Source organism: Ectorhizobium quercum (assembly GCF_026552795.1).
GTDB classification, from domain to species: Bacteria; Pseudomonadota; Alphaproteobacteria; order Rhizobiales; family Rhizobiaceae; genus Ectorhizobium; species Ectorhizobium quercum.
This window is the reverse complement of the sequence record NZ_JANFPI010000001.1, coordinates 820,575-841,236: the sequence shown is the minus strand read 5'-3', so window position 1 is coordinate 841,236 and position 20,662 is coordinate 820,575. Positions and strand designations below refer to the sequence as shown.

The 20,662-nt window shown below is 63.9% G+C and carries 11 protein-coding genes; 5 read left to right on the top strand and 6 right to left on the bottom strand.

What is annotated here, in order from left to right; genetic code table 11:
- Positions 1 to 465 precede the first annotated feature (465 nt).
- A complete protein-coding gene (locus NOF55_RS03775) occupies positions 466 to 2,787 on the top strand; it encodes a putative bifunctional diguanylate cyclase/phosphodiesterase (protein ID WP_306409964.1) in 2,322 nt (773 codons plus the stop codon).
- 227 nt (positions 2,788 to 3,014) lie between these two features.
- Here the strand turns inward: NOF55_RS03775 and NOF55_RS03770 are convergent, their stop codons facing one another.
- Positions 3,015 to 4,055 (bottom strand): glutamine synthetase beta-grasp domain-containing protein, encoded by a 1,041-nt coding sequence (locus NOF55_RS03770; protein ID WP_306409963.1) that lies wholly within the window; start codon positions 4,053 to 4,055, stop codon positions 3,015 to 3,017.
- 365 nt (positions 4,056 to 4,420) lie between these two features.
- Between NOF55_RS03770 and NOF55_RS03765 the strand changes: the two genes are divergently transcribed.
- Positions 4,421 to 4,618, top strand: coding sequence for a DUF2735 domain-containing protein (locus tag NOF55_RS03765; protein ID WP_306409962.1), 198 nt, complete (start codon positions 4,421 to 4,423; stop codon positions 4,616 to 4,618).
- A gap of 297 nt (positions 4,619 to 4,915) precedes the next feature.
- Positions 4,916 to 5,668: a DUF6030 family protein gene (locus NOF55_RS03760; RefSeq protein WP_306410194.1), complete on the top strand. Its 753-nt coding sequence runs from the start codon at positions 4,916 to 4,918 to the stop codon at positions 5,666 to 5,668.
- Here the strand turns inward: NOF55_RS03760 and NOF55_RS03755 are convergent.
- From NOF55_RS03755 to NOF55_RS03735, 5 genes are read right to left on the bottom strand one after another with little or no spacing between them, the layout of a single operon-like run.
- Positions 5,658 to 6,944 carry a capsule polysaccharide biogenesis protein gene (locus NOF55_RS03755; protein ID WP_306409961.1) on the bottom strand — a complete coding sequence of 429 codons (1,287 nt, stop codon included), beginning with the start codon at positions 6,942 to 6,944 and terminating at the stop codon, positions 5,658 to 5,660. The two genes, NOF55_RS03760 and NOF55_RS03755, sit on opposite strands and share 11 nt — an antisense overlap.
- Positions 6,941 to 8,530 carry an LTA synthase family protein gene (locus NOF55_RS03750; protein WP_370868899.1) on the bottom strand — a complete coding sequence of 530 codons (1,590 nt, stop codon included), beginning with the start codon at positions 8,528 to 8,530 and terminating at the stop codon, positions 6,941 to 6,943. Before NOF55_RS03750 ends, NOF55_RS03755 begins: the two co-directional genes overlap by 4 nt.
- 15 nt (positions 8,531 to 8,545) lie before the next feature.
- Positions 8,546 to 9,337 (bottom strand): SDR family oxidoreductase, encoded by a 792-nt coding sequence (locus NOF55_RS03745; protein ID WP_306409959.1) that lies wholly within the window; start codon positions 9,335 to 9,337, stop codon positions 8,546 to 8,548.
- A 28-nt stretch (positions 9,338 to 9,365) separates the two neighbouring features.
- Positions 9,366 to 10,751: an aminotransferase class I/II-fold pyridoxal phosphate-dependent enzyme gene (locus tag NOF55_RS03740; RefSeq protein WP_306409958.1), complete on the bottom strand. Its 1,386-nt coding sequence runs from the start codon at positions 10,749 to 10,751 to the stop codon at positions 9,366 to 9,368.
- Positions 10,744 to 18,186, bottom strand: coding sequence for a type I polyketide synthase (locus NOF55_RS03735; RefSeq protein WP_306409957.1), 7,443 nt, complete (start codon positions 18,184 to 18,186; stop codon positions 10,744 to 10,746). The genes NOF55_RS03740 and NOF55_RS03735 overlap by 8 nt, the downstream gene beginning before the upstream one ends.
- A 305-nt stretch (positions 18,187 to 18,491) precedes the next feature.
- On the opposite strand from NOF55_RS03735, the gene NOF55_RS03730 reads away from it, so the two are divergent.
- Complete coding sequence (locus NOF55_RS03730; RefSeq protein WP_306409956.1) at positions 18,492 to 19,673, top strand: polysaccharide biosynthesis/export family protein; 1,182 nt, start codon at positions 18,492 to 18,494, stop codon at positions 19,671 to 19,673.
- 136 nt (positions 19,674 to 19,809) lie between these two features.
- Positions 19,810 to 20,661 (top strand): class I SAM-dependent methyltransferase, encoded by an 852-nt coding sequence (locus NOF55_RS03725; RefSeq protein WP_306409955.1) that lies wholly within the window; start codon positions 19,810 to 19,812, stop codon positions 20,659 to 20,661.
- The last annotated feature ends 1 nt before the right edge of the window (position 20,662 follow it).

The window sequence follows — 20,662 nt, the reverse complement described above, 5'->3', positions numbered from 1 at the left end:
GACCGGCCTTCCCGCAAAACCGGCGGATTCCGGGCGATAAGCGGCATTTTTTTAACTTTTCCACCTAATATACGATCCTGATCCGGGCGCATGGCCGCCCCATTTCCCGCCGGACGACGGGGATGGCGCGGCGGCTGACGAATGCAACCGGATCGCCACGTCATGATGCCGTGGGCCGGGCGATATCGTCCGGCGGCGTGCCGCTCCGGCACATCCCGTTCCCTCGGCAAAGCGTTCCTCACATGACAACAATCATATCGGGCACTTCTTTAAATTACAATTATAGATGGCTTTCTCCGACCGTCCCATCTTGCGTCTCCGGTTCATAGGCATGGCGCGGCTGAAACCGACTGTCCGCGTTGCTCCCGCCGCCATCCGGCTCGAGAACCACCGGCCGCCCACCGCCGCCGCAACAGACGTCATCCCCGGGCCCGACGCAATGAAGCCGGAGAAGGAACAGGCATCATGAGAGACATCATCCGCCCCATCGCCCGGTTCTTCTCGGTTCCGACCGACAATCCGGAACTTCTGAAGGCCCAGTACCGCGCATTCTCGCGGCAGATGCCGATGATGTATCTCATCCTCATGCTGAGCACATGGGCGCTGGCCATCACCCATATGGACGAGGGCGCGCCGGTCTGGCTGACCATCGGCATTCCGCTGCTGTTCACGCTCGTCTCGGCCCTGAGGATCCGACGCTGGTGGAAATCGCGACACATCGAGCCGACCGCCGAAATTGCCGCCGGCGCCCTGCGGCGCACCAATCGTCTCGCGCCGGGCATCGCAATCAGCTTCACCCTGTGGTCGTTCCTGCTGTTTCCCTATGGCAACGCCTATGCGCAGTCGCATGTCGCCTTCTACATGGCGATCACGGTCATCACCTGCATCTTCTGCCTGATGCACCTGCGCTCGGCCGCCATGATCGTCGCCGTCATCGTCAACGGCGCGTTCGTCACCTTCTTCGCCCTCACCGGCCACGCGGTCTTCATGGCGACCGCCGTCAACATCATCCTCGTCTCCGCCGGCATGCTGGTCATTCTCGGGATCAATTACCGCGACTTCACCCGCATGGTAAATGCCCGGACCGAATCCCTCCGCAAGGAGCGGGAGCAAAGCCGGCTGCTGCACATGATCGACGACATGCCGGTCGCGGTCATGACGGTCGAGCCGGACACGCTGAAGATCAATTATGCCAACGAGACCTCGAAACAGCTCATCCGGAACATCGAGCATCTCCTGCCCCTGAAGGCGGACGACCTGCTCGGCACGTGCATCGACATCTTCCACAGGCACCCGGAGCATCAGCGCGGCATCCTCGCCGATCCCGCCAACCTGCCGCACAATGCCCGGATCAAGCTCGGGCCGGAAGTGCTCGACCTGAAAGTCTCCGCCGTCCGCGACAATGACGGCAGCTATATCGGCCCGATGCTGACCTGGGCGCTCGTCACCAAGGAAATCGAGGCGGAAAACCGCATCCTCCAGCTCGCCCATTACGACACGCTGACCGGGCTTGCCAACCGCAACACCTTCCAGGAGCAACTGGCGGCGCGGCTTGCGGCACCCGAAGGCCGGATCGGCCTCCTGTTCCTCGATCTCGACGGCTTCAAGCTCGTCAACGACACGCGGGGACACCGCGCCGGCGACATGCTGCTGAAGCAGGTTGCCGAACGGTTGCAGGCGATCTGCACCGGGCCGTCCATGAGCATCTCGCGGCTGGGCGGCGACGAATTCGCCGTGGTGGCCCCCTATGAAGACCCCGATCAGGCCGTGACGCTCGGCAACGCGATCATCGGCGCGCTCAGCGCGCCCTACCACCTCGAAAACGACTGGCAGGCGCAGATCGGCGTCTCCATCGGCCTCTCCCTCGCGCCGGAACATGGAGACGACGCCGAAACGCTGCTCTCGCGCGCCGATATCGCCCTCTATTCGGCCAAGGCGGCAGGCAAGGGAACGCTGCGGCTCTTCCAGCATGACATGGAATGCCGCATTCACGAGCGGGTGCGGCTGGAGGCGAAACTGCGCGGCGCACTCGACGGAAACGACGGCCTGTTCGTCTTTTACCAGCCCATCGTCGATATCCACACCGGCAAGACCACCGCCCGCGAGGCCCTGGTGCGCTGGCATCATCCGCAGCGCGGATGGATTTCGCCCGGCGAATTCGTGCCCGTGGCCGAGCAATGCGGCCTGATTGACCGGCTCGGGGGATTCGTGCTGCAAAGCGCCTGCCGCGAGGCCGCCACATGGCGCGACGGCGCCCGCGTCGCCGTCAACGTCTCGGCCGGACAGCTGGGCAAGGGCACGCTGGCGCCCGCCGTGCTTGCGGCACTGGTCGAATCCGGCCTGGAGCCCGGCCGGCTGGAAATCGAGGTGACGGAAACCGCCCTGCTCACCGAGGAAGCGGACGCCATCGGCGACCTGCGGCGCATACGCGACATGGGCGTCAGGGTCGCGCTGGACGATTTCGGCACCGGCTATTCCTCCCTCGCCCATCTGCGGGCCTTCCCCTTCGACAAGATCAAGATCGACGGCTCTTTCGTGAGGGACGCCGTCGACCGGCCCGATTGCGCCGCCGTCGTCCGGGCCATCGCCGAACTCGGCAAGCGGCTCGGCGTCACCACCGTCGCCGAGGGTGTCGAAACGCAAGCGCATCTCGACCGCGTGCGGGAGGAAGGGTGCAGCGAGGTTCAGGGCTATTTCTTCAGCCGCCCGATGCCGAGCGAGCGGGACGCGCCGCTGATCGAAAGGCTGAACGCCGCGCTGCGGGACGAACGCGCCTCGTCCCGTTAGGGCATTTCATCTTTTTCATGGAAACGCTGAAATGCTCCCATTATTTGTTTTTATGCATTTCCGCATGGAAAACCGCGTTACACTTTTCCTGGAGTTGCTCCAGAGCACCTTTCGATCAGCTGGAACACCGGATTCAAGATAAGATGCTCTCAAGGGCACCGAACGAGAAAACCTCCCCGCCTTTCGACGGGGAGGTTCATCGGTTCGTACCGAAGGATCCGGCCTGATCAGGCGGCGGCCGTCGCGAAGTTTTCGGCCGGGACTTCCGAGATCGTCTTCAGGATCTGCGAGGCGATCTGGTAGGGGTCGCCCTGGGAGTTCGGGCGGCGGTCTTCGAGATAGCCCTTGTAATCGTTGTTCACGAAGGAATGCGGCACGCGGATCGAGGCGCCACGGTCGGCCACACCGTAGGAGAACTTGTTCCACGGAGCCGTTTCGTGCTTGCCCGTCAGGCGCATGTGGTTGTCCGGGCCGTAGACGGCGATGTGATCGTCGATATTCTTCGCGAACTGTGCCATCAGCGCTTCGAAATAGGGCTTTCCGCCCACTTCGCGCATGAACTTGGTCGAGAAGTTGCAGTGCATGCCGGAACCGTTCCAGTCGGTGTCGCCGAGCGGCTTGCAGTGCCATTCGATATCGATGCCGTACTTTTCCGTCAGGCGGGTCAGCAGGTAGCGGGCAATCCAGATTTCGTCGGCGGCCTTCTTGGAGCCCTTGCCGAAGACCTGGAATTCCCACTGGCCCTTGGCCACTTCGGCGTTGATGCCTTCGTGGTTGATGCCGGCGGCGAGGCACAGGTCCAGATGCTCTTCAACGATCTGGCGCGCGATGCTGCCGACGTTCTTGTAGCCGACGCCCGTGTAGTACGGACCCTGCGGAGCGGGGAAGCCCTGCTCCGGGAAGCCGAGCGGACGGCCGTCCTTGTAGAAGAAATATTCCTGCTCGAAGCCGAACCAGGTGTCGGGATCGTCGAGGATGGTGGCGCGGCTGTTGGACGGGTGCGGCGTCTTGCCATCGGGCATCATGACTTCACACATGACCAGAACGCCGTTGGTGCGGGCCGGATCGGGGAAGACGGCAACCGGCTTCAGAACGCAGTCGGAGCTGCGGCCTTCGGCCTGCTCGGTCGAGGAACCGTCGAAACCCCAGAGCGGCAGCTGCTCCAGCGTCGGGAAAGACTCAAATTCCTTGATCTGAGTCTTGCCGCGGAGGTTCGGGACAGGCTTGTAGCCATCGAGCCAGATATACTCGAGCTTAAATTTGGTCATTGCGAATCTCTCACTACGTAACGTTGCAAGGCCCTTGCTATACCGACAAGGCGGCGGATGAAGGTCGCTCGCTACCATGCACGCCGCGTGCCAGACTGGGAGCCGCGCGGTCAGAAAGTGTCCAAGTCCTTTATTTCAAAGGGCTCGAAACGGCGCCAAGGGAACCGGATGCCGGCTCGCGCGTTTCATTTGCACATAAATGCACAAAATGTAGCCAACGCCCTTACATAATCAGGCAAATTGCAAAAATAATTAGTTACAACTCGATCAGATCATGATAATAAAATAGGCTTAACGCCTAAAAAATGCGCAAAAACTAACCGGATGGATGTTTTGCATAAAGAGTAGCTCGGAAAGGAAAGACAATGACCGCAGGTTTTCACCACGATTCCGCTAACATATACCAGTTCCCCGTCGCAACGCGGCGCCGGACCTTCGGGCAAAAAGCGGAAAACATGCAGTCGTCTGTCATCGACTTTCCGCAGCCGGTGCATTACGCCGTCGTCGATACCTGCTGGTATCACCAGGAAGCCATCGCGACCGACGGCAAGACGACCAACTGACCCCTGTCCCTGTCCCTGCCCCCTCACCCGCATCTGCGGCACTCGTGCCCGATGCGGGTGAGAGCACCTTCTCTCCATGCCGGCCGCTGAGTGGCCGATATATGCCGTACGCTTTATCCGGCGGCGCTTTCCCCGCCTTCCGCCCGTTGCGGCCATCGCTGCCCGCGCGGCAGCGTTCCGCGACCGATAGGCAGGCCATAAAATTTCCGATAAAAGCTGCCATATATCCACGTGGAACATGATCTCGCCTTTCCGATTCGTCGGGGCAGCCTTTGCAGGAGCGAAAGCGTGACCGACATGCCGGTCAGAAAGAACAGGGGTTTCTTCCTCGGCATGACGATGGCGATCGTGCTTGCGATCGCGGCGACCGTTCTTTTCGCCAACGACCGCCGCCACCTGAACGCGCTGCTCATCCACTACGGCATGATGGAACCGCCGCAGCCGCCCGAGGCGGCAAGCCAGAAACACGCGCGCGCCACGCCGCAAGCGGTCCCTCCCCCCAATGCGGTGGCCCTCTTTTCCGGTTCGGGAACCACGCCTTTCGCCCGCATGATCCATTTCCCGGCGCCGGAGATGTGCCGGCTCTTCAACGACCGGGGCTTTGTCGGAGAAGGATGGCACACGTCGCCGATGGCCGGCGAGGCGCAGGCCGAATGCACGGCGGAAAAGATGATCGGCACGGAGACGGAGGCCGGCGCGCCGGCCTCGCTCTTCGCCGTGGTGCGCGGCACGCAGCACGACGACATCAAGTCGCTGCGCGTCAAGATGATCGCACCGCAGACGGCGGAGGGAAATGCCGCGCGCAAGGAGATGGACGAGATTCTCGCCGATCTCATCGAGGCGACCGGCTGGAGCGACCTCACCCCGCTGCGCGAGCGGATCGCCCGGCTGGAGGACAATATCGACATGACCGATTCCAGCCTGTCCGTGACCTTCAGGCAGGAATATACCAACACCGACGCCTATAACCTGATCATCCGCCCGGCCAGCACCAATCCGGACGTGCGCCAGCTTCAGAAGCCGGCACGGCCCGGCGCCTTCAATCGATAAACAGCGCCGGCGGATATTTGGCCGGCTTGCGGCGCGGAACGCAACCGCTGTCGCCACCGGGCTGGTTGACCGTGCCGGACAGAAGCCGCCCGGCGATCGCCTCGGCCGCCGCCGTCGTGCCCGCATCCGAATAAAAATCGCCGCGCACCTGAATGGAGGCGGCCAGCAGCCGGTAGAAGGCCGATGTCAGCACCGGATCGGGCCTGTGCGGCGCCGTCCAGAACGCGTCAAGGGGGCGCTGTTCCGTCATGCCGGGAATGTCGTAGATCGCGGTTCCGAGAACCTTGGCCGGAATGCCGTCGCGCAGACCGTGCAGCGCGGCCGTCGAGTTGACGGTGACGATGCCTGAACAGCCCTCGAGCAGGGAGCCCAGGTCGCCGCCGCCGACATAATGCACCCGCCCGGCGATGCCGAGCCGCTGCGCCTTCTGCGCGATGACGCGTTTCCATGAAATCAGCCCGTTATCCAGCGGATGGACCTTGATCGCGAGCTGCGCGCAGGCCGGAGCATGGGCGGCGAAGGACGTCAGCACCGCGGCGATGGCCTGCTGCTGGCTGTTATAGGGCGAATGGGCGCGAAGCTGGAAATCCGTCTGCAATTGCAGCGGATAGACGAACCACGGCGCGCCGCCGGCTTTCAGCCCGGCAACCGTCGCCAGCGCCCGGGCATCACGCCGCCCCCGCGTGGCGAGTTGCACGATCCAGCCCGCATATTCCGCCAGGGGATGGAACAGCCCATGCCGGCGGTAATGCGGATAAAGGAAGGCGAGAAAGACGGATGGCAGGTTGTAGGCGAGGTCATAGAGCGCCTCGGCCAGAAAGCTATGGCCATAGAGGCGTGTTCGGTCCGGCTCCGGCAGGTTCCCGGCGGCGGCCAGAATGGCTTCGGGCTCGTTCGGAAAGTGCGAGTTCGAGGACATGCCGTCCCGTTCGACCGTCACCCAGTCCGGCCTCAGATATCCCATCTCGACGACGAACACCCCGACGCCCGCCGCGCGGGCCACCCGCACCGCCTCGGCATGGTAGGGCCGCTCCTCGCCGAGAAGAACGAGGGAGCCGATGGCCCGCTCCTCGATCACGCGGCGAATGAAGGCCCCCCACGCCTGCGCCCGCCCGCGATAGGCGATGGCGCCCCTGCGCCGCCAGAACAGGCTGTCGCCGGCATGAAGATTGATCCGCCAGCAGGCATGGCCGGCCGCCTCCAGCCGGTCGGCGATCTTGCCGAAAAGCGGCGAGGCCGGCCCTTGCAGGAACAGGAAAGCGGCCTTGCCGCTCATCGGAACTGTTCCTTGTAGAGATGCGAATGCCAGAGCAGGGTCTCGAACAGGTTCCACGGCGCCTCGACGCGGGCGCGGGTAGGCTTGTGGCCGTCCTCGCTCGCCCCGCCCAGCGGCACGATGAAATAGTCGGTGCGCGGATCGGGAAACGGATCGGCGAAACGCTTCAGAAGCGGTGCGTGGTCTCCGTAGAAGGTCAGCCAGACCGGCCGGTCGAGCTTGTCCAGCTCCTCGACCAGACGGCCGAGCGCGGCATCCGCCCGCCTCAGCAGTTCGCGGTAGATCTCGACGGAATCGGTCATGCCCTCGCAGCGGCCGGGGCCCCAGGGGCCGTGATTGGCCATCGAGGCCACGAACAGCAGCGCCGGCCTGTCATGATCGAGCGCCGCGGTGATTTCCAGCACCTTTTCCGTCAGCCGCATGTCCGACACGTAGGGGCCGTCGCGCTCCGGCACGTGATCGAAGGCGTCGAGCATGGTCATCTCGCTGAAGCCGAGCAGCGGCATGGCCTTGTTGCGGTGGAAGAAGGCGCTGTCGTAGGGATGGATGAAATGGGTCAGCCATCCCGCCTTGCGCAGCTTGGAAGGCCAGACGACATCCGAATAATGCGCCGCGCGCAGGTAAGGGTAGCTCGCATCCGCATGGACGTCCTCCGGCTGGAGGCCGCTCAGGACGGAAAATTCCGTGCGCAGGGTATAGCCGCCCTCGAACACGCTCGACATGCGGCCCCACTGGGCGGCACGCTTCTTCAGCACGTCGATGGTCGGCAGTTCGAGGTCTCTGTCGCCGACATTGCGCAGGTCGAGAAAAGATTCCGACTGCCAGATCACGATCAGCGGCGCGTCTTCCTCCTCATGCCCCCTCAGTTCCTGCAACACGTTCTGGATGCCGTGGGCGAGTTCGGCGACGATCGCCTCCCGCCGCATGCCGAGCCAGATCATGAAATGATACGCGACCGTGGCGAAGGTGCCGAAGCGCACGGTGTTGACGCGCACGTTCAGGGTCCGCAGCAGATGTTCCGCGATCCAGGCCGCTGCCTGCCCCACGGGGCGCACGAAGAGCAGGATGACAGGCAGCAGGGGCGCGGAAATGCCGACGACAATCCAGAAGAAACCGAAACGCGCCGGCAGGAGATGCGGCTCGAAGATCATGAACAGGGCGGAGACGCCGAACACATAGGAAAGCGCCGCGATCCAGAACAGGATATTCAGCCGCGTGGCGTAGAAGATCGTCTTGTACTTGAAGACGTCCATGACCAGCGCGATATCGGAAAACACCAGCGGCTCGCGGATGAAGATGAACTTGGCCCGCGAAATGCCGGTGAAGATCACGAAAAAGCTGATCGTGCCCGCCGCGCAATAGAGCGGCCGCCAGGAAATGGCGAAGAAGATCGAGAAGACGAACAGGATGATCGGCAGCCGTGCCGCCAGTTCCAGGGCCACGCGCGACGGCGTCCGCTCGATGCGCGATTCCCGCCGCACGCTTCGCGGCATGGCGAAGGGGTCGGTCAGATAGACGGCCAATGCGGAAACCGCAAAACATGCCGCGGTCAGCGCCACAGGATGTCCGTGCAACCCTTCAAGCATTACCATGCCACTCCGTTACGGGCGCCTGCCATGCGCCGTCCGCCGGTAGATCACCGGCTTGATGAAAGCGCCGAACAGCGCCAGCATCGTCAGTGCAAACCCGAAATGCACCTCCGCGCGCCCGCGATCAAGCCCCGTGACGATGCGCCGGGCGACAATGCCGGCTTTCCACGGCCGGAGCCCGCCCATGACGGCCTGCGCGGCAGCCGGCCTGAGGCGGATCTCCTGCTCGTATTGCGGCGTCCGCGTATCCGGCGGATAACAGATGCAGACGCTCACGCCGAAAGGCCGGGCCTCGGCCCGCAACGCCTCGGCAAAACCCTTGAGCGCCGATTTCGAGGCGCAATAGGCGGCATAGGCCGGAATGCCGATATGGGCGGCCGCCGACGAGACCAGCATGATCCGTCCCCGGCCCCTTGCCTTCATTCCGGCAAGGACCGCACGCGCGGCATGGACGGTGCCGAGGAAATTCACCCTGACCTGCTCCTCGAAAAGGCCCGGTGGCTGCTCGTCGAAAAAGCCGGGGTCGACCCGGCCGGCCGCGGTCACGAGAATGTCGCACGGCCCGAGCGCGGCTTCCGCCCCGGCGAGCGCGGCGGCGACCGACGCCTCGTCCGCGACATCGGCGGAAACGACATGGATGCGGGCCGCATTCTCCGGGCTTGCGGCCGCCAGATCGCGGCGCGCAGCCTCCAGCAAGCCGGTCCTGCGGGCCAGAAGCGTCACCGCATAACCGCGGGCGAGATAAAGACGGGCAATTTCCAGCCCGATCCCGCTGGAGCCGCCGGTGATGATCGCATGGGTCATGGCCGCGTCCTGCCGGTCCGTTCCTCCGTCAGGAAATGAACTTCGCCGCCTGGTGGATGTCGAGGGATCCGAGGCCGACCTTGCGGCGTTCCAGATCCTTCAGAATTTCCGTGGTGAGCGTGACCGCCCGGGTTATCTGCTCGGGCGTATGATCCGCCGTCAGGAAGAAGCGCAGGCGCGCCAGCCCCTCCTGCACGGCGGGATGAATGATCGGCAGGGCGTTCACGCCCGCCTCCAGCAGTTCGTTCGAAAGCTGGACGGCGCGCAGCGAGTCGCCGACGATGACCGGCACGACCGAATAGCCGGCGCTGGTTCCGACATTCAACCCCGCCTGCCGGGCGAGATCCAGGAACAGGTGGCCGTTGCGGCGCAGGGCTTCCACCCGTTCCCGCTCCTCCTTCAGCACATTGAGGCTGGCAAGCGCGGCAGCGGCCAGAACGGGAGCGAGCCCCACCGAATAGACGAAGCCGCCGGCTTCGGCCTTGAGAATCTCGATCAGCGCCCGGCTGCCGGCGATATAGCCACCGCAGCTCGACGCCGTCTTGGAAAGCGTTCCCATCCACAGGTCGACCGACGCCGGATCGATGCCGAAATGCTCGAAGGTGCCGCGCCCCGTCTTGCCCAGCACACCCAGCGCATGGGCCTCGTCCACCATCAGCCAGAAACCGTAGCGCGAGCGCAGCCGCACCAGTTCCGGCAGGTTGGCGATGTCGCCATCCATCGAATAGACGCCTTCGACGATGACGAGAACGCGGTCGAAATTGCCGGCGACGCCGGTCAGCACCTTTTCCAGATCGGCCGTGTCGTTGTGGCGGAAGAAACGGCGCGTCGCGCCGGAGAGCTTCACGCCCGCCAGAACGCTGTTGTGGATCAGTTCGTCGTGAACGACGAGATCCTTCGGGCCGACGAGGGTCGAAACGGTGGCGGCGTTGGTGAGATAGCCCGACACGAAACAGACCGCCGCTTCGGTTCCATAGACCTCGGCCAGACGCGTCTCGAGCTCGGTGTGCAGCGGGCGCTCGCCGGCCACCAGACGGCTGGCCGAGGCGGAGATGCCGAAGCGATCGATGGCGGCCTTCGCCGCCGCCGTCACTTTCGGATGGGTGTTGGCGCTAACATAATCGTAGGATGCGAAATTGACGAGCTCCTTGCCGCCGATGACGGTCGTCGCGCCCGCCGCACGCTCGTGGGAGCGGTAGAACGGATTCTCGACGCTGGCCATCACGCTGATCGCCTTATGGGCCATCAGCTTCTTGTATTCGGGCAGGTCCTCGAAGCGCTTCGGCGCCTTAACCACTTCGGGAGCCCGGCGGCGCATGCGCGCCATGCGGTTCTGCCCAGCCGATTCGTGGCGGCTGCGCCATGCGCCGAGCAGCTCCGCCGACCCGACTTCATCGTCCCTGTCATCAGCCATTATGGCCGGCCCCCTGTTCCGCTTCCGCGTTCATGTGCTTGCTTGCCAGCCCCTCGACAATGCTCCCCTCGAAAGCGGCGGCATCGTCGCCACCACCGCGCGCAGTCACCTTCTCATACAGCTTGCGAACGATATCCGCTACCGTCGCGCCGTCTCCCATGCCCGAAAGAGGGATGTCCACACCGGTTTTTTGCTGGAATCCGACGCCGAGCTCCATCGCCATCAGACTGTCGAGGCCGATATCCTTCAGCACCTTGTCCGCCGTCACGCTGTCCTCGGCGACCTTCAGGATCCCGGCGATCTCGCCGGCGAGGAAGCGATGCAGGATGGCCTGTGCCTCCTCCACGGACTTGCCGGCAACCAGCGCGGCAAGATCGATCTGCTCGCCGTCACCGCCCTGCTGGCCCGCACCGGCATTGCGCGGAATCGACGAGAACAGCGGCTGATCGGTGATCCTCAATGCCGAGGCGGCGCTCCAGTCAAGTTCCGCAACCATCACGATGGCCGCGTCGAGCCTGCCGGTGTCGCCGATCATACAGTGCTCGACGAAGGCCAGCGCGTCGCGCGCCCTGAGCGCCGACCGGCCGAGACGCTTCGACAGGATGTCGTTGACGCCGGTGTTGCGGGCAAGGAAGCCGGTATCGGCAATGGCGCCGAAGCCGACCGCCAGCGCCGGCAGGCCCGCCGCCCGGCGCGCCCGCGCCAGACCTTCGAGATAGCCGTTGGCGGCGACATAGTTGCCCTGGCCGGGATTGCCGATCATCGTGGTCGCCGAGGAAAACAGCAGGAACAGTTCCAGATCGTCCTCGCGCGTCAGACGGTCGAGAATCGACGCGCCGTCCGCCTTGACCGCGATGACCGGGCGATTGCGGTCGCGGTCGAGATTGGCGATCAGCGCGTCGTCGAGCACCATTGCCGCATGCAACACGCCCTTCAACGGGCCGATGGCCCTGAGCCGGGCGAGCAATGCGGCCACCGAAGCCTCGCTGGTCACATCGCAGGCATGAACGCTCGCCTCGACGCCGGCCGCCTTCCAGGCAGCAATGGCAGCGGCCGTTTCCTCGTCGGCGATGCCGCGCCGGGTGGCGAGCGCCACATGGGTCGCGCCGCGCCGGGCCAACCAGCCGGCGGCGGCCAGGCCGAAGCCCCCGATGCCGCCGGCCACCAGATAGACGCCCGCCGGCAATGCCAGCCTGCCGCCGGTGGCGATGCGCACCGGATCCCTGCCCGGCACCGGCGGCCGGACGACGATCTTGCCGATATGGCCGGCATTCTGCATCAGCCGGAACGCGCCTGACGTCTCGTCATGGCCGAAAGCCCGGAACGGAAGCGGCGTCAGCTTGCCCTCGGCAAAGAGCGCACCGATTTCATCGAAGATCCGGTGCGTCAGCGCAGGAGCCTTGACCAGCAACTGGTCGGCATCGATGCCGAAATAGGAAACGTTGCGGCGGAACGGCCTGAGCGCCAGCTTGCGGTCGGAATAATAGTCGCGCTTGCCGAGTTCGAGGAAGCGGCCGAACGGCTTGACCAGTTCGAAACTGCGCTCCATCGCCTCGGCGAAGAGCGAGTTGAGCACGAGATCGACACCCTCGCCGCCGGTGACGCGCAACACGTCGCCAACGAAATCCAGCGATCGGGAATCGAAGACATGATCGGCACCGAGCATGGCGAGGAAACGGCGCTTCTCCACCGTTCCCGCCGTGGCGATGACCGTCGCGCCCTTCAGCTTGGCGATCTGGAGCGCCGCCAGCCCGACACCGCCCGCCGCGCCGTGGATCAGGATCGTTTCGCCGGGCCGGATGCGGCCAAGCTCGACCATCGCGTACCAGGCCGTCAGGAAGGCGACCGGCACCGTGGCGGCGGCGGTCAGGTCCATGCCGTCCGGCAGGCGCATCAGGCCTTCGCGAGCGACCCTCATATGGGTGGAAAAGGCCTGCGGGCCGATCCCCATGACGCTTTCGCCGGGCACGACGTCGCTCACGCCCTCGCCGACCGCGACGACCGTGCCGGCCATTTCCATGCCGATGGTGGCGCCGGCAAAACCGTCTTCCAGCGCCTCTTCCGGCAGCAGGCCCATCGACCACATGACATCGCGGAAATTGAGCCCCGTGGCGGCCACCTTCACCACGACCTCGCCGGCCTTCGGTGCGGGCGGATCGCAGGCTTCCCAGACGATGCTGTCGACGCGGCCGTTCACCTGCTGGCGGATGGTCGCCGCCTCGAAATCCGACGTCGTGCGCAGCGAGACCGGCGCCGGCCCCGGAACGGCGCGGATGACCGAAAGCAGCCCCGTTTCGCGATCAAGCAGCCATTCGCGCTCCGCGCCCTTATAGGCGAGCAGGCGCGCGACCGCCTTTTCGGTGTGGCCGGATGCCGGATCGGCGTCGATCAGGAAGGCGTCGATCTCCTCATATTCGTTCTGCAAGGTGCGCACGAAGGTCCAGACACCACTTGCGACCGGATGCGTGCCGGCGGGCGAGCCGCCGGCGGCAACGATCACCAGCCGCGCCGGCTTGATGCCGCTGCCGGCCTGGGACCGGGCGCGGGTCGCCTCCGCGAAAGCGCTCAGAACCAGAATATGGTTCTGCAATTCCTCCGCACCTTCGCCCGCACGGGGGTGTGGCAGGGTGAAGACCGCCTGAACCGGCTCCTCGCTCCAGCTTTCGAAGGCTTTCGCGAAAACCGCAGCGCCGGTGTCGGGTGCATAGGGCACGCCGAGGAATTCGGCACCGGCCAAGGCAAGCGGCGCGACCCCTTCGGGGAGGATCTGCAACACCGTGCCGAAAGGCGCAGGTTCGACAGGCGCCTCCACCGCAGGCGCCGGCGCGGCGGCCTCGATCGAAAGAAGGCTGCCTTCCGCCGAATCGTTGAGCGCCACATGGGTCTCGGAAAAGCCAAGTTCCTTGAGCATGTCCTCCCACTGGGAGGGCGATGCGAAACGGCCCAGCGGGAATTCCGGCGACGCGCTTTCGGCGAACCAGTCTTCGGTGAGCCCGAAGACGAAATCGGCAAGGCCGGAAGACGGCTGTTCGGCCGCGACAAGGGAACCGCCGGATGCGGCGACCGCCCGCAGGGCCTCGTGCAGAATGCCGCCGCCGCGCAGGCCGGCATGGAGCGAACCGCTGGCGCTGACGGCGAAATCGGCACCTTCGGCCACCGTCGCGGCATCGAATGCCGGCACGGACACCATAGGATTGCGCTCAAAAGCCAACTCGAGGGTGCGGCGCAGATGATCGGACGGCTCCAGAATGATAAGCCGCGCTCCCTTGCGCGCCGCCATATCCGCAAGCCGCGCGCTGAAGGCCACCGAAACGGCCCCCGCCTCCAGAATGGTGAAAGCCGAGCTGGGCGTAACGGTCTCGAGAACGCGGGCGGCGGCCTGCAAGACAAGGTCGTTTCGCAGGCGGCCAAGCGGCATATGGTGACGCGCGTGGTCCAGCGTCGCTTCGCTGAGGAACCGTGTCCCCTCTTCGCGTTCACCACCGGCCCGCGCAAGGCGCGCCAGTGTTTCGAGATAGACGTCGTTGACCAGAACCGCCTCGGCGACCCGGCCGGGGAAGCGGCGATAGACTTCGCGCAGCAGAACGGCAAGCTCCGGCAGGCCGCTTTCGGCTGGCACGGACCAGCCCTCACCGTCGAAGGCTGCAAGGCCGCCATCCTCCAGTGTGTAGAAGCAGCTTGCAAGGAAGCAGGCGAAGGCGCGGTCGTCCGGAAGCCGCGCCAGATCGATGCGGCCCGCGCTGCCGGAAAGCGCCATCGCGATATCGTGGCAGGCCCGATGCACGGCGGCGTCGATCAGAAGCGTCGCCTCGCCCGGCTCTTCGGCGTCGCATGCCGGAACGAGGCCGGTCGGCAGGACGGCGCGTGCGGGAGGGCCGGCCACATAGCCGTTCGCCACGGTCTCGTAGTGAAAGGAGACCGTTTCCAGCGTGTTATGCTGGCGCAACCAGGTGCGGCGGAAACGGCAATCGTCGAGCGCCACGACCAGCGTGCCGTCCTCGGCCAGGAGTTCGAAGCGCGCCTTGAGGCTGTTCGGGCTGAAGCGCTGGATTTCAATGACCGCGCGGACGATTTCCTTGCCGGCGGCCGCCGTGCGGATCGCGCCGAAACGCACGGGAATATAGGGCGCTCCATCGGCATCGCCCGTCAGGCGGCCGAACAGGGCAACCAGGCCGTGGAAGGCGGCGTCGATGGAAATCGGATTGAGATCGTAGGAGAGATACGGATGCGCCGGCGCGGGCGGGCTCTTCAGATCCACGACAAGGTGGCGCTCGCCGAACAGTTCGGCGCGCGACAGGAGTTGGAAACTCTCCGCATAGTCGAGGCCGAAACGGCGGGCCGTTTCATAGGCCTCCTCCGCACGGATTTCATGTGCCTTGCCGAACGGCACCACGTTCAGTTCGTGCTTGCGCGACAGGCCGGCGGAAACGCGGCTGCGGGCCGTCGCATGCACGGTCCAGCCGTCCTCGCTCATATATTCGCGCGACGCGATCTCGATCAGGCCGGTTTCCGGCGATATCCGCGTCGACACTTCGGCAATGCGTGTGTCGCGCAGGTCCAACGGGCGGAAAATCTCCAGGTTGGTGATTTCCACTTCTGCGGCACCATAATAGCGGCGGGCGGCCTGGACAGCGATCTCGATATAGGCGCTGCCGGGCATGATCGGCTTGCCGTCGACGACGTGGCCGGCCAGATCCGGCAGAAGCAGCGCGTCAATATGGTTTTTCCAGACCGATGCCCGCGGGTCGGCGCGCCAGCCGAGGAGCGTGTAGGGCGCCTCGACCAGATCGCGGCCATAGACATTGATGCCGTCCGAGGTCTTCTGCGTGCGGCATTCCCGGTTCTCGAACGGCAGAGGCGGCAGATCCACGCCGTAAATGCGGGCACGGCCGCGGCTACAGGGATCGGCGCCATGAGCCACCGCACGTACCACCGAGCGCTCGACCGGGTCGTCGCCCTCGCCCGACCCCGGACGCAGCAGCGTCGGGATCACGGCAACGGCGGCGGATGCCTGCTTCGCCGTTTCCGACATATAGCCGGACAGGATCGGGCGCGGCGCGATCTCCATAAAGAGGTTGCAGCCGAGGTTCAGCGCCGCCGAAATGCCGGCCTCGAAGGCGACCGGTTCGCGAACGTTGCGCCACCAGTATCCGGCGTCGAGTCCAGCGCCGTCCAGAACCGTGCCCGTGACGGTGGAGACATAGGCCGTGTGGCTGCTCATCGGCGAGATCGCCGGAATCTCGGAAAGGAAGGCTTCCCTCTCCCGATCGATCACCGGATGATGGAACGGATAGTCGATATCGAGAACATGGACGACGATTCGCGACGCCTGGGCATGTTTCTTAAACGCCCTAATCTCTTCGACGGGGCCGGAAATCGTCACGGAATTATGGGCATTGACCGCCGCGACATGAATGCCGGCAAGGCCGTGCGACGCCGCGAAGGCCACAGCCGCCTTCTCCGGCATGACCACGGCCGCCATCGTGCCAGCACCGGCCAGCGCATGCTGATGACACGAGCGCACCGCCACCACCGTCGCGGCATCGGCCGCCGAAAGAATGCCGGCGGCATAGGCGGCCGCCACTTCGCCGACTGAATGGCCGAAGACCACGTCCGGCCTGACGCCGCGCGAGGCGAGGCAATCGGTGAGAGCGGCCTGGATCGCAAAAAGTAGCGGCTGTGCGACGCGCGCATCCCGCAGCGATGCCGCAAGATCCGCCGAGTGGAGAAGCTCCACCATATTTCCTCCCGTCCGTTCGGAAAACAGCGCGGAAAGCGCGTCGAAGCGGGTGCGGAACTCTTCATTCTCACGATAGGCGTCGAGCCCCATGCCGGCCCATTGCGAACCGTTTCCGGCATAGACGAAGGCCGTCTTCACGGATTTCGCCGGCGCCTCGCCGGTCTCGCCCCTGCCCGCCGCGGCACCGGAGAGATGGGTTTCGATCGCCTCGGCGATATCCGCAGCGTTGCGGCCGGAAACGGCGAAGCGGTGCCTCAGGGCCGCACGGTTGCGCGTGGCGGAGACGATCCGGGCGCCTTCGGCCTGCGACGAGGAGGACAGATGCGCCGCATACCCCTGCAACAATTGCCCGAGCGCCGTCTGCGTATGAGCACTGACCATGAAGAGGCCGCCGTCGTCGGCCACGACAGGCTTTTCGCGGGCCGGCGGATCGGAAACGACCACATGAACATTAGTGCCGCCGAAACCGAAGGAGTTGATGCCGGCCAGACGCGGTTCGGCACCGCGCGCAAGCGGACGGCCCGATATCGCAACCTCGACGTTCATGCCCTCGAAATCGATGTCCTCGTTGAGGACCTCGGCATGCAGGGATGCCGGCAGATAATCGTTCTCCAGCGCCAGAATCACCTTGATGAGACTGAGGATGCCGGAGGCCGGCTCGGCGTGACCGATGTTGGTCTTGATCGAGCCGATCGGCAGGACGTCGCGTCGCCTCTTGCCGAGAACCTCGCCGATGGCCCAAACTTCCGCCGGATCCCCGACCCGGGTGCCCGTTCCGTGCCCCTCGATGAAGGCAAGCTGCGCCGGATCGATTCCCCGGCCCTCGTAGATCGAACGCAGGAGTTCCGCCTGTGCTTCGCGCGACGGCAGGGAGATGCCATTGGTGCGGCCGGCGGAGTTCATGCCCGCAGCCACAAGGGTGGCACGGCTGCGCCCGCCTTCGGCAGCGACACGATCCGAACGGCGCAGGATGACGACGCCGCCGCCTTCCGCCCTCACATAGCCCTCTCCGTTCTGGCCATAGGCCCGGCACAGGCCTTCGGGCGACAGCATGCGCGCCTGCGAGAAGCCGATGAACGAGAACGGGTGCAGCAGGAGATTGACGCCCCCGACAATGGCCGTGTCAATGTCGCCGTCACGAAGCGCACGCTCTGCCTGCGCCAGAGCGACGAGCGAGGACGAGCAGGCCGTGTCGATCGTCATGCTCGGGCCGCTCAGGCCGAAAATGTGCGAGATACGGTTGGCGATGATCGACAGCGTGTTGCCGGTCATGAAATAGGGACCGCCGGAGGCCGGATCCTCTATATAGAGATTGCCGTTATCGAGGCCCGACGAGCCGACATAGACCCCGACCCGCTCGCCCTGAAGATCGCCCTGCGCGATGCCAGCATCCTCCAGAGCGCGCCAGACGAGCTGCAACAGGATGCGCTGCTGCGGGTCCATATAGGAGGCCTCGCGCACCGATAGACCGAAAACGGCGGGATCGAAGTCGTAGACATTGTCCAACACGCCGGCGGCGAACGTGTATGCCTTGCCCGGCGTTCCACGTACGGGGTGCCAGAAGCGGGCTTTATCCCATCGCTCATCCGGAATCGTGGTGACTGCGCAGACCTCGTTCCGCAACAGTTCAAACAATTGCTCAGGGCTACCTGCGGACGGGACACAACAGGCGCGACCCAGTATTTCAATCGTCATTCAGACCCACTTTCAACGCCCGAGGCCAGGACCGATCAAGGCCGACACCCCTTAAAACCTGCCATTCAGACGAAACACATGGCAAGAAAAAGGCCGTAGCACGTGTGTTATGATTATGCACCAATACGGAAATTTAGACTTATCGCAAGCGTTTGGGTAGCCCCTTGGATAAAGGTTCCCCCGTCAAATGCAGAGGTGACATGCGATCCAAAATTTTGTAACCCAGCAGTCGCGGTGCAGCTGATTGTTAACCGTTTCTTGCTAGGGGGTGGGTGCTGCCTTGGCGTAGAGTATATGGAGTGGCCGTGAAAAAGACTGGCGTTCTGATTGTCGGGCTCGCCCTGACTTCATGCAAAAACCTGCCGGGCGACGGTCCGCTTGCTTCCGATATCGCAGAACAGTCCCGGCAGTCCGTGGTCAGCCAGTCTGCCGCGCGATCCAATGTCGTTTTCGACATCGTCGATATCGATACGCGGTCCGCAAATCTGATCTCGAACTACGACGGCAAGCTGCTCCAGCGCCGATTCGGCCTTGGCGGCGGCGTGAAACGACCCGTCATCGGCGTCGGCGACCAACTCAAGATCACGATTTTCGAAGCGGGCTCGGACGGTCTCTTCTCCACCGGCGACACCAAACAGGCCACTCTCGACATAATCGTCCAGCCGGACGGCAAGGCGGCCATACCCTATGCCGGTCTCGTCACATTCGCGGGCAAGACCCTCGAACAGGCGCGCCAGAGCATTCTGGAGGCCCTGGCCAACAAGGCCGTGGAGCCGGACGTCATCATCAACTCGGTCGGAACTGCGTCTCGAAATGTGACAATTTCCGGTGCCGTGAACTCGCCGGCCGTCGTTCCGCTGAGTCTCGTCTCCGAAACGATCATGGAAACCCTGGCGAAAGCCGGCGGCCCCGCGGCCCAGCCGTATGAGAGCTACATCACCCTGACGCGCAACAGGAGGACCGGAACGGTCCTCCTGAAGACCCTGATCGATAATCCCCAGGAAAATATCTACGTCCAGCCGGGCGACCAGATTTTCGTAACGCGGGAGCCGCGCACCTTTACGGTCCTGGGCGCAGTGAAGACCAATAACAGGATCGAGTTCGGCGCAAACGACCTGAACCTGCTTGAAGGCGTCGCAATGGCCGGAGGCGGAGCCGCTGAAGTCAGCGACATGCGCGGTTATTTCGTCTTCCGCTATGAAGAACCCGATATCGTGATGGACCTTCTCGGCCGGCAACGCTTCAACGAACTGCTGAGCAAGGGCATGACGTCCGACAAGCAAGGACGATATCCGATCGTCTACCGCTTCGACATGACCAAGGCCGGCAGCCTGCTCACAGGGCAAACCTTTCCCGTCAAGAATCGCGATATCATATACGCGTCGCGCCACCCGAGCGTCGATTTCGTCAAGTTCATGAACATCGTCGCACGCCCGATCGGCATCGCCGCCTCCACGACGGGCCTCTACCTGGACGTAACAGACTGAGAACAGCCATACGCTGATAATACGCTTTTATTTCAATATGTTGCCGGCAGGCAATCTATGGCAAGGTTGCATTCGGAATGGGCGGCCATTATAACGGCCCATCAGGCGATACATGACATGAATGATGGGAAATATCATGCGGCTCTTCCAGAAATTCTTCGGGCGTAGTCCGAGTACGGAGCAGCCGGAAAGCGATGGCTTTTTCGATCAGTACTGTCACGATCTCCCCAGCCACCAAAACGCGGTCGATATTCTGCCCGGATGGAATTCCGCCTTTCCGGGTCCCCTTCCATTGCAGGCCGGCAACCATGCGCTTTTTGCAGATCCGCGCATAGTCTGGGCGATCAAGCAGGCCGGCCCCATTGAAAATCGCAAGGTGCTGGAAATCGGCCCGCTTGAGGGCATGCACACCTACATGCTCAACAAACACCGGCCCGCTTCCATCGACGCCGTCGAAGCCAACAAGCAATGTTTTCTGCGGTGTCTCGTGACCAAGGAAATCCTGGGTATGGAACGGGCTCATTTCTATCTGGGCGATGCTCTGAAATGGCTCGAATCGGAAGAACGGCACTACGATCTGGCCGTGGCTTCCGGCGTTCTTTATCACATGGCCGATCCAGGTTATTTCCTCTCCCAGCTGACACGCCGCTGCGACCAGCTTTTCATCTGGACACATTATTTCGATGAAACGGTGATGCAGGCCGACGATCCGCGCCGCAAAGCGTTCAACGGCAATGTCGAGACGCGCACTTTCGCCGGTGTTCCAGTTCGTTATTATGAGCGCCACTATTTCAACGCCAATGCCACGAAGGAATTCTGCGGCGGCATGAAAGACCGCCACTACTGGATGCATAGGGACGACATCCTGAAATTGATCCAATCTCTGGGCTTCGGCGACATCAGCATCACTCAGGAAGATCCCAACCATTCGGGTGGCCCATGCTTCTGTCTTTTTGCGAAGCGTGATGCCCTAGCGAAACAGGCCTGAT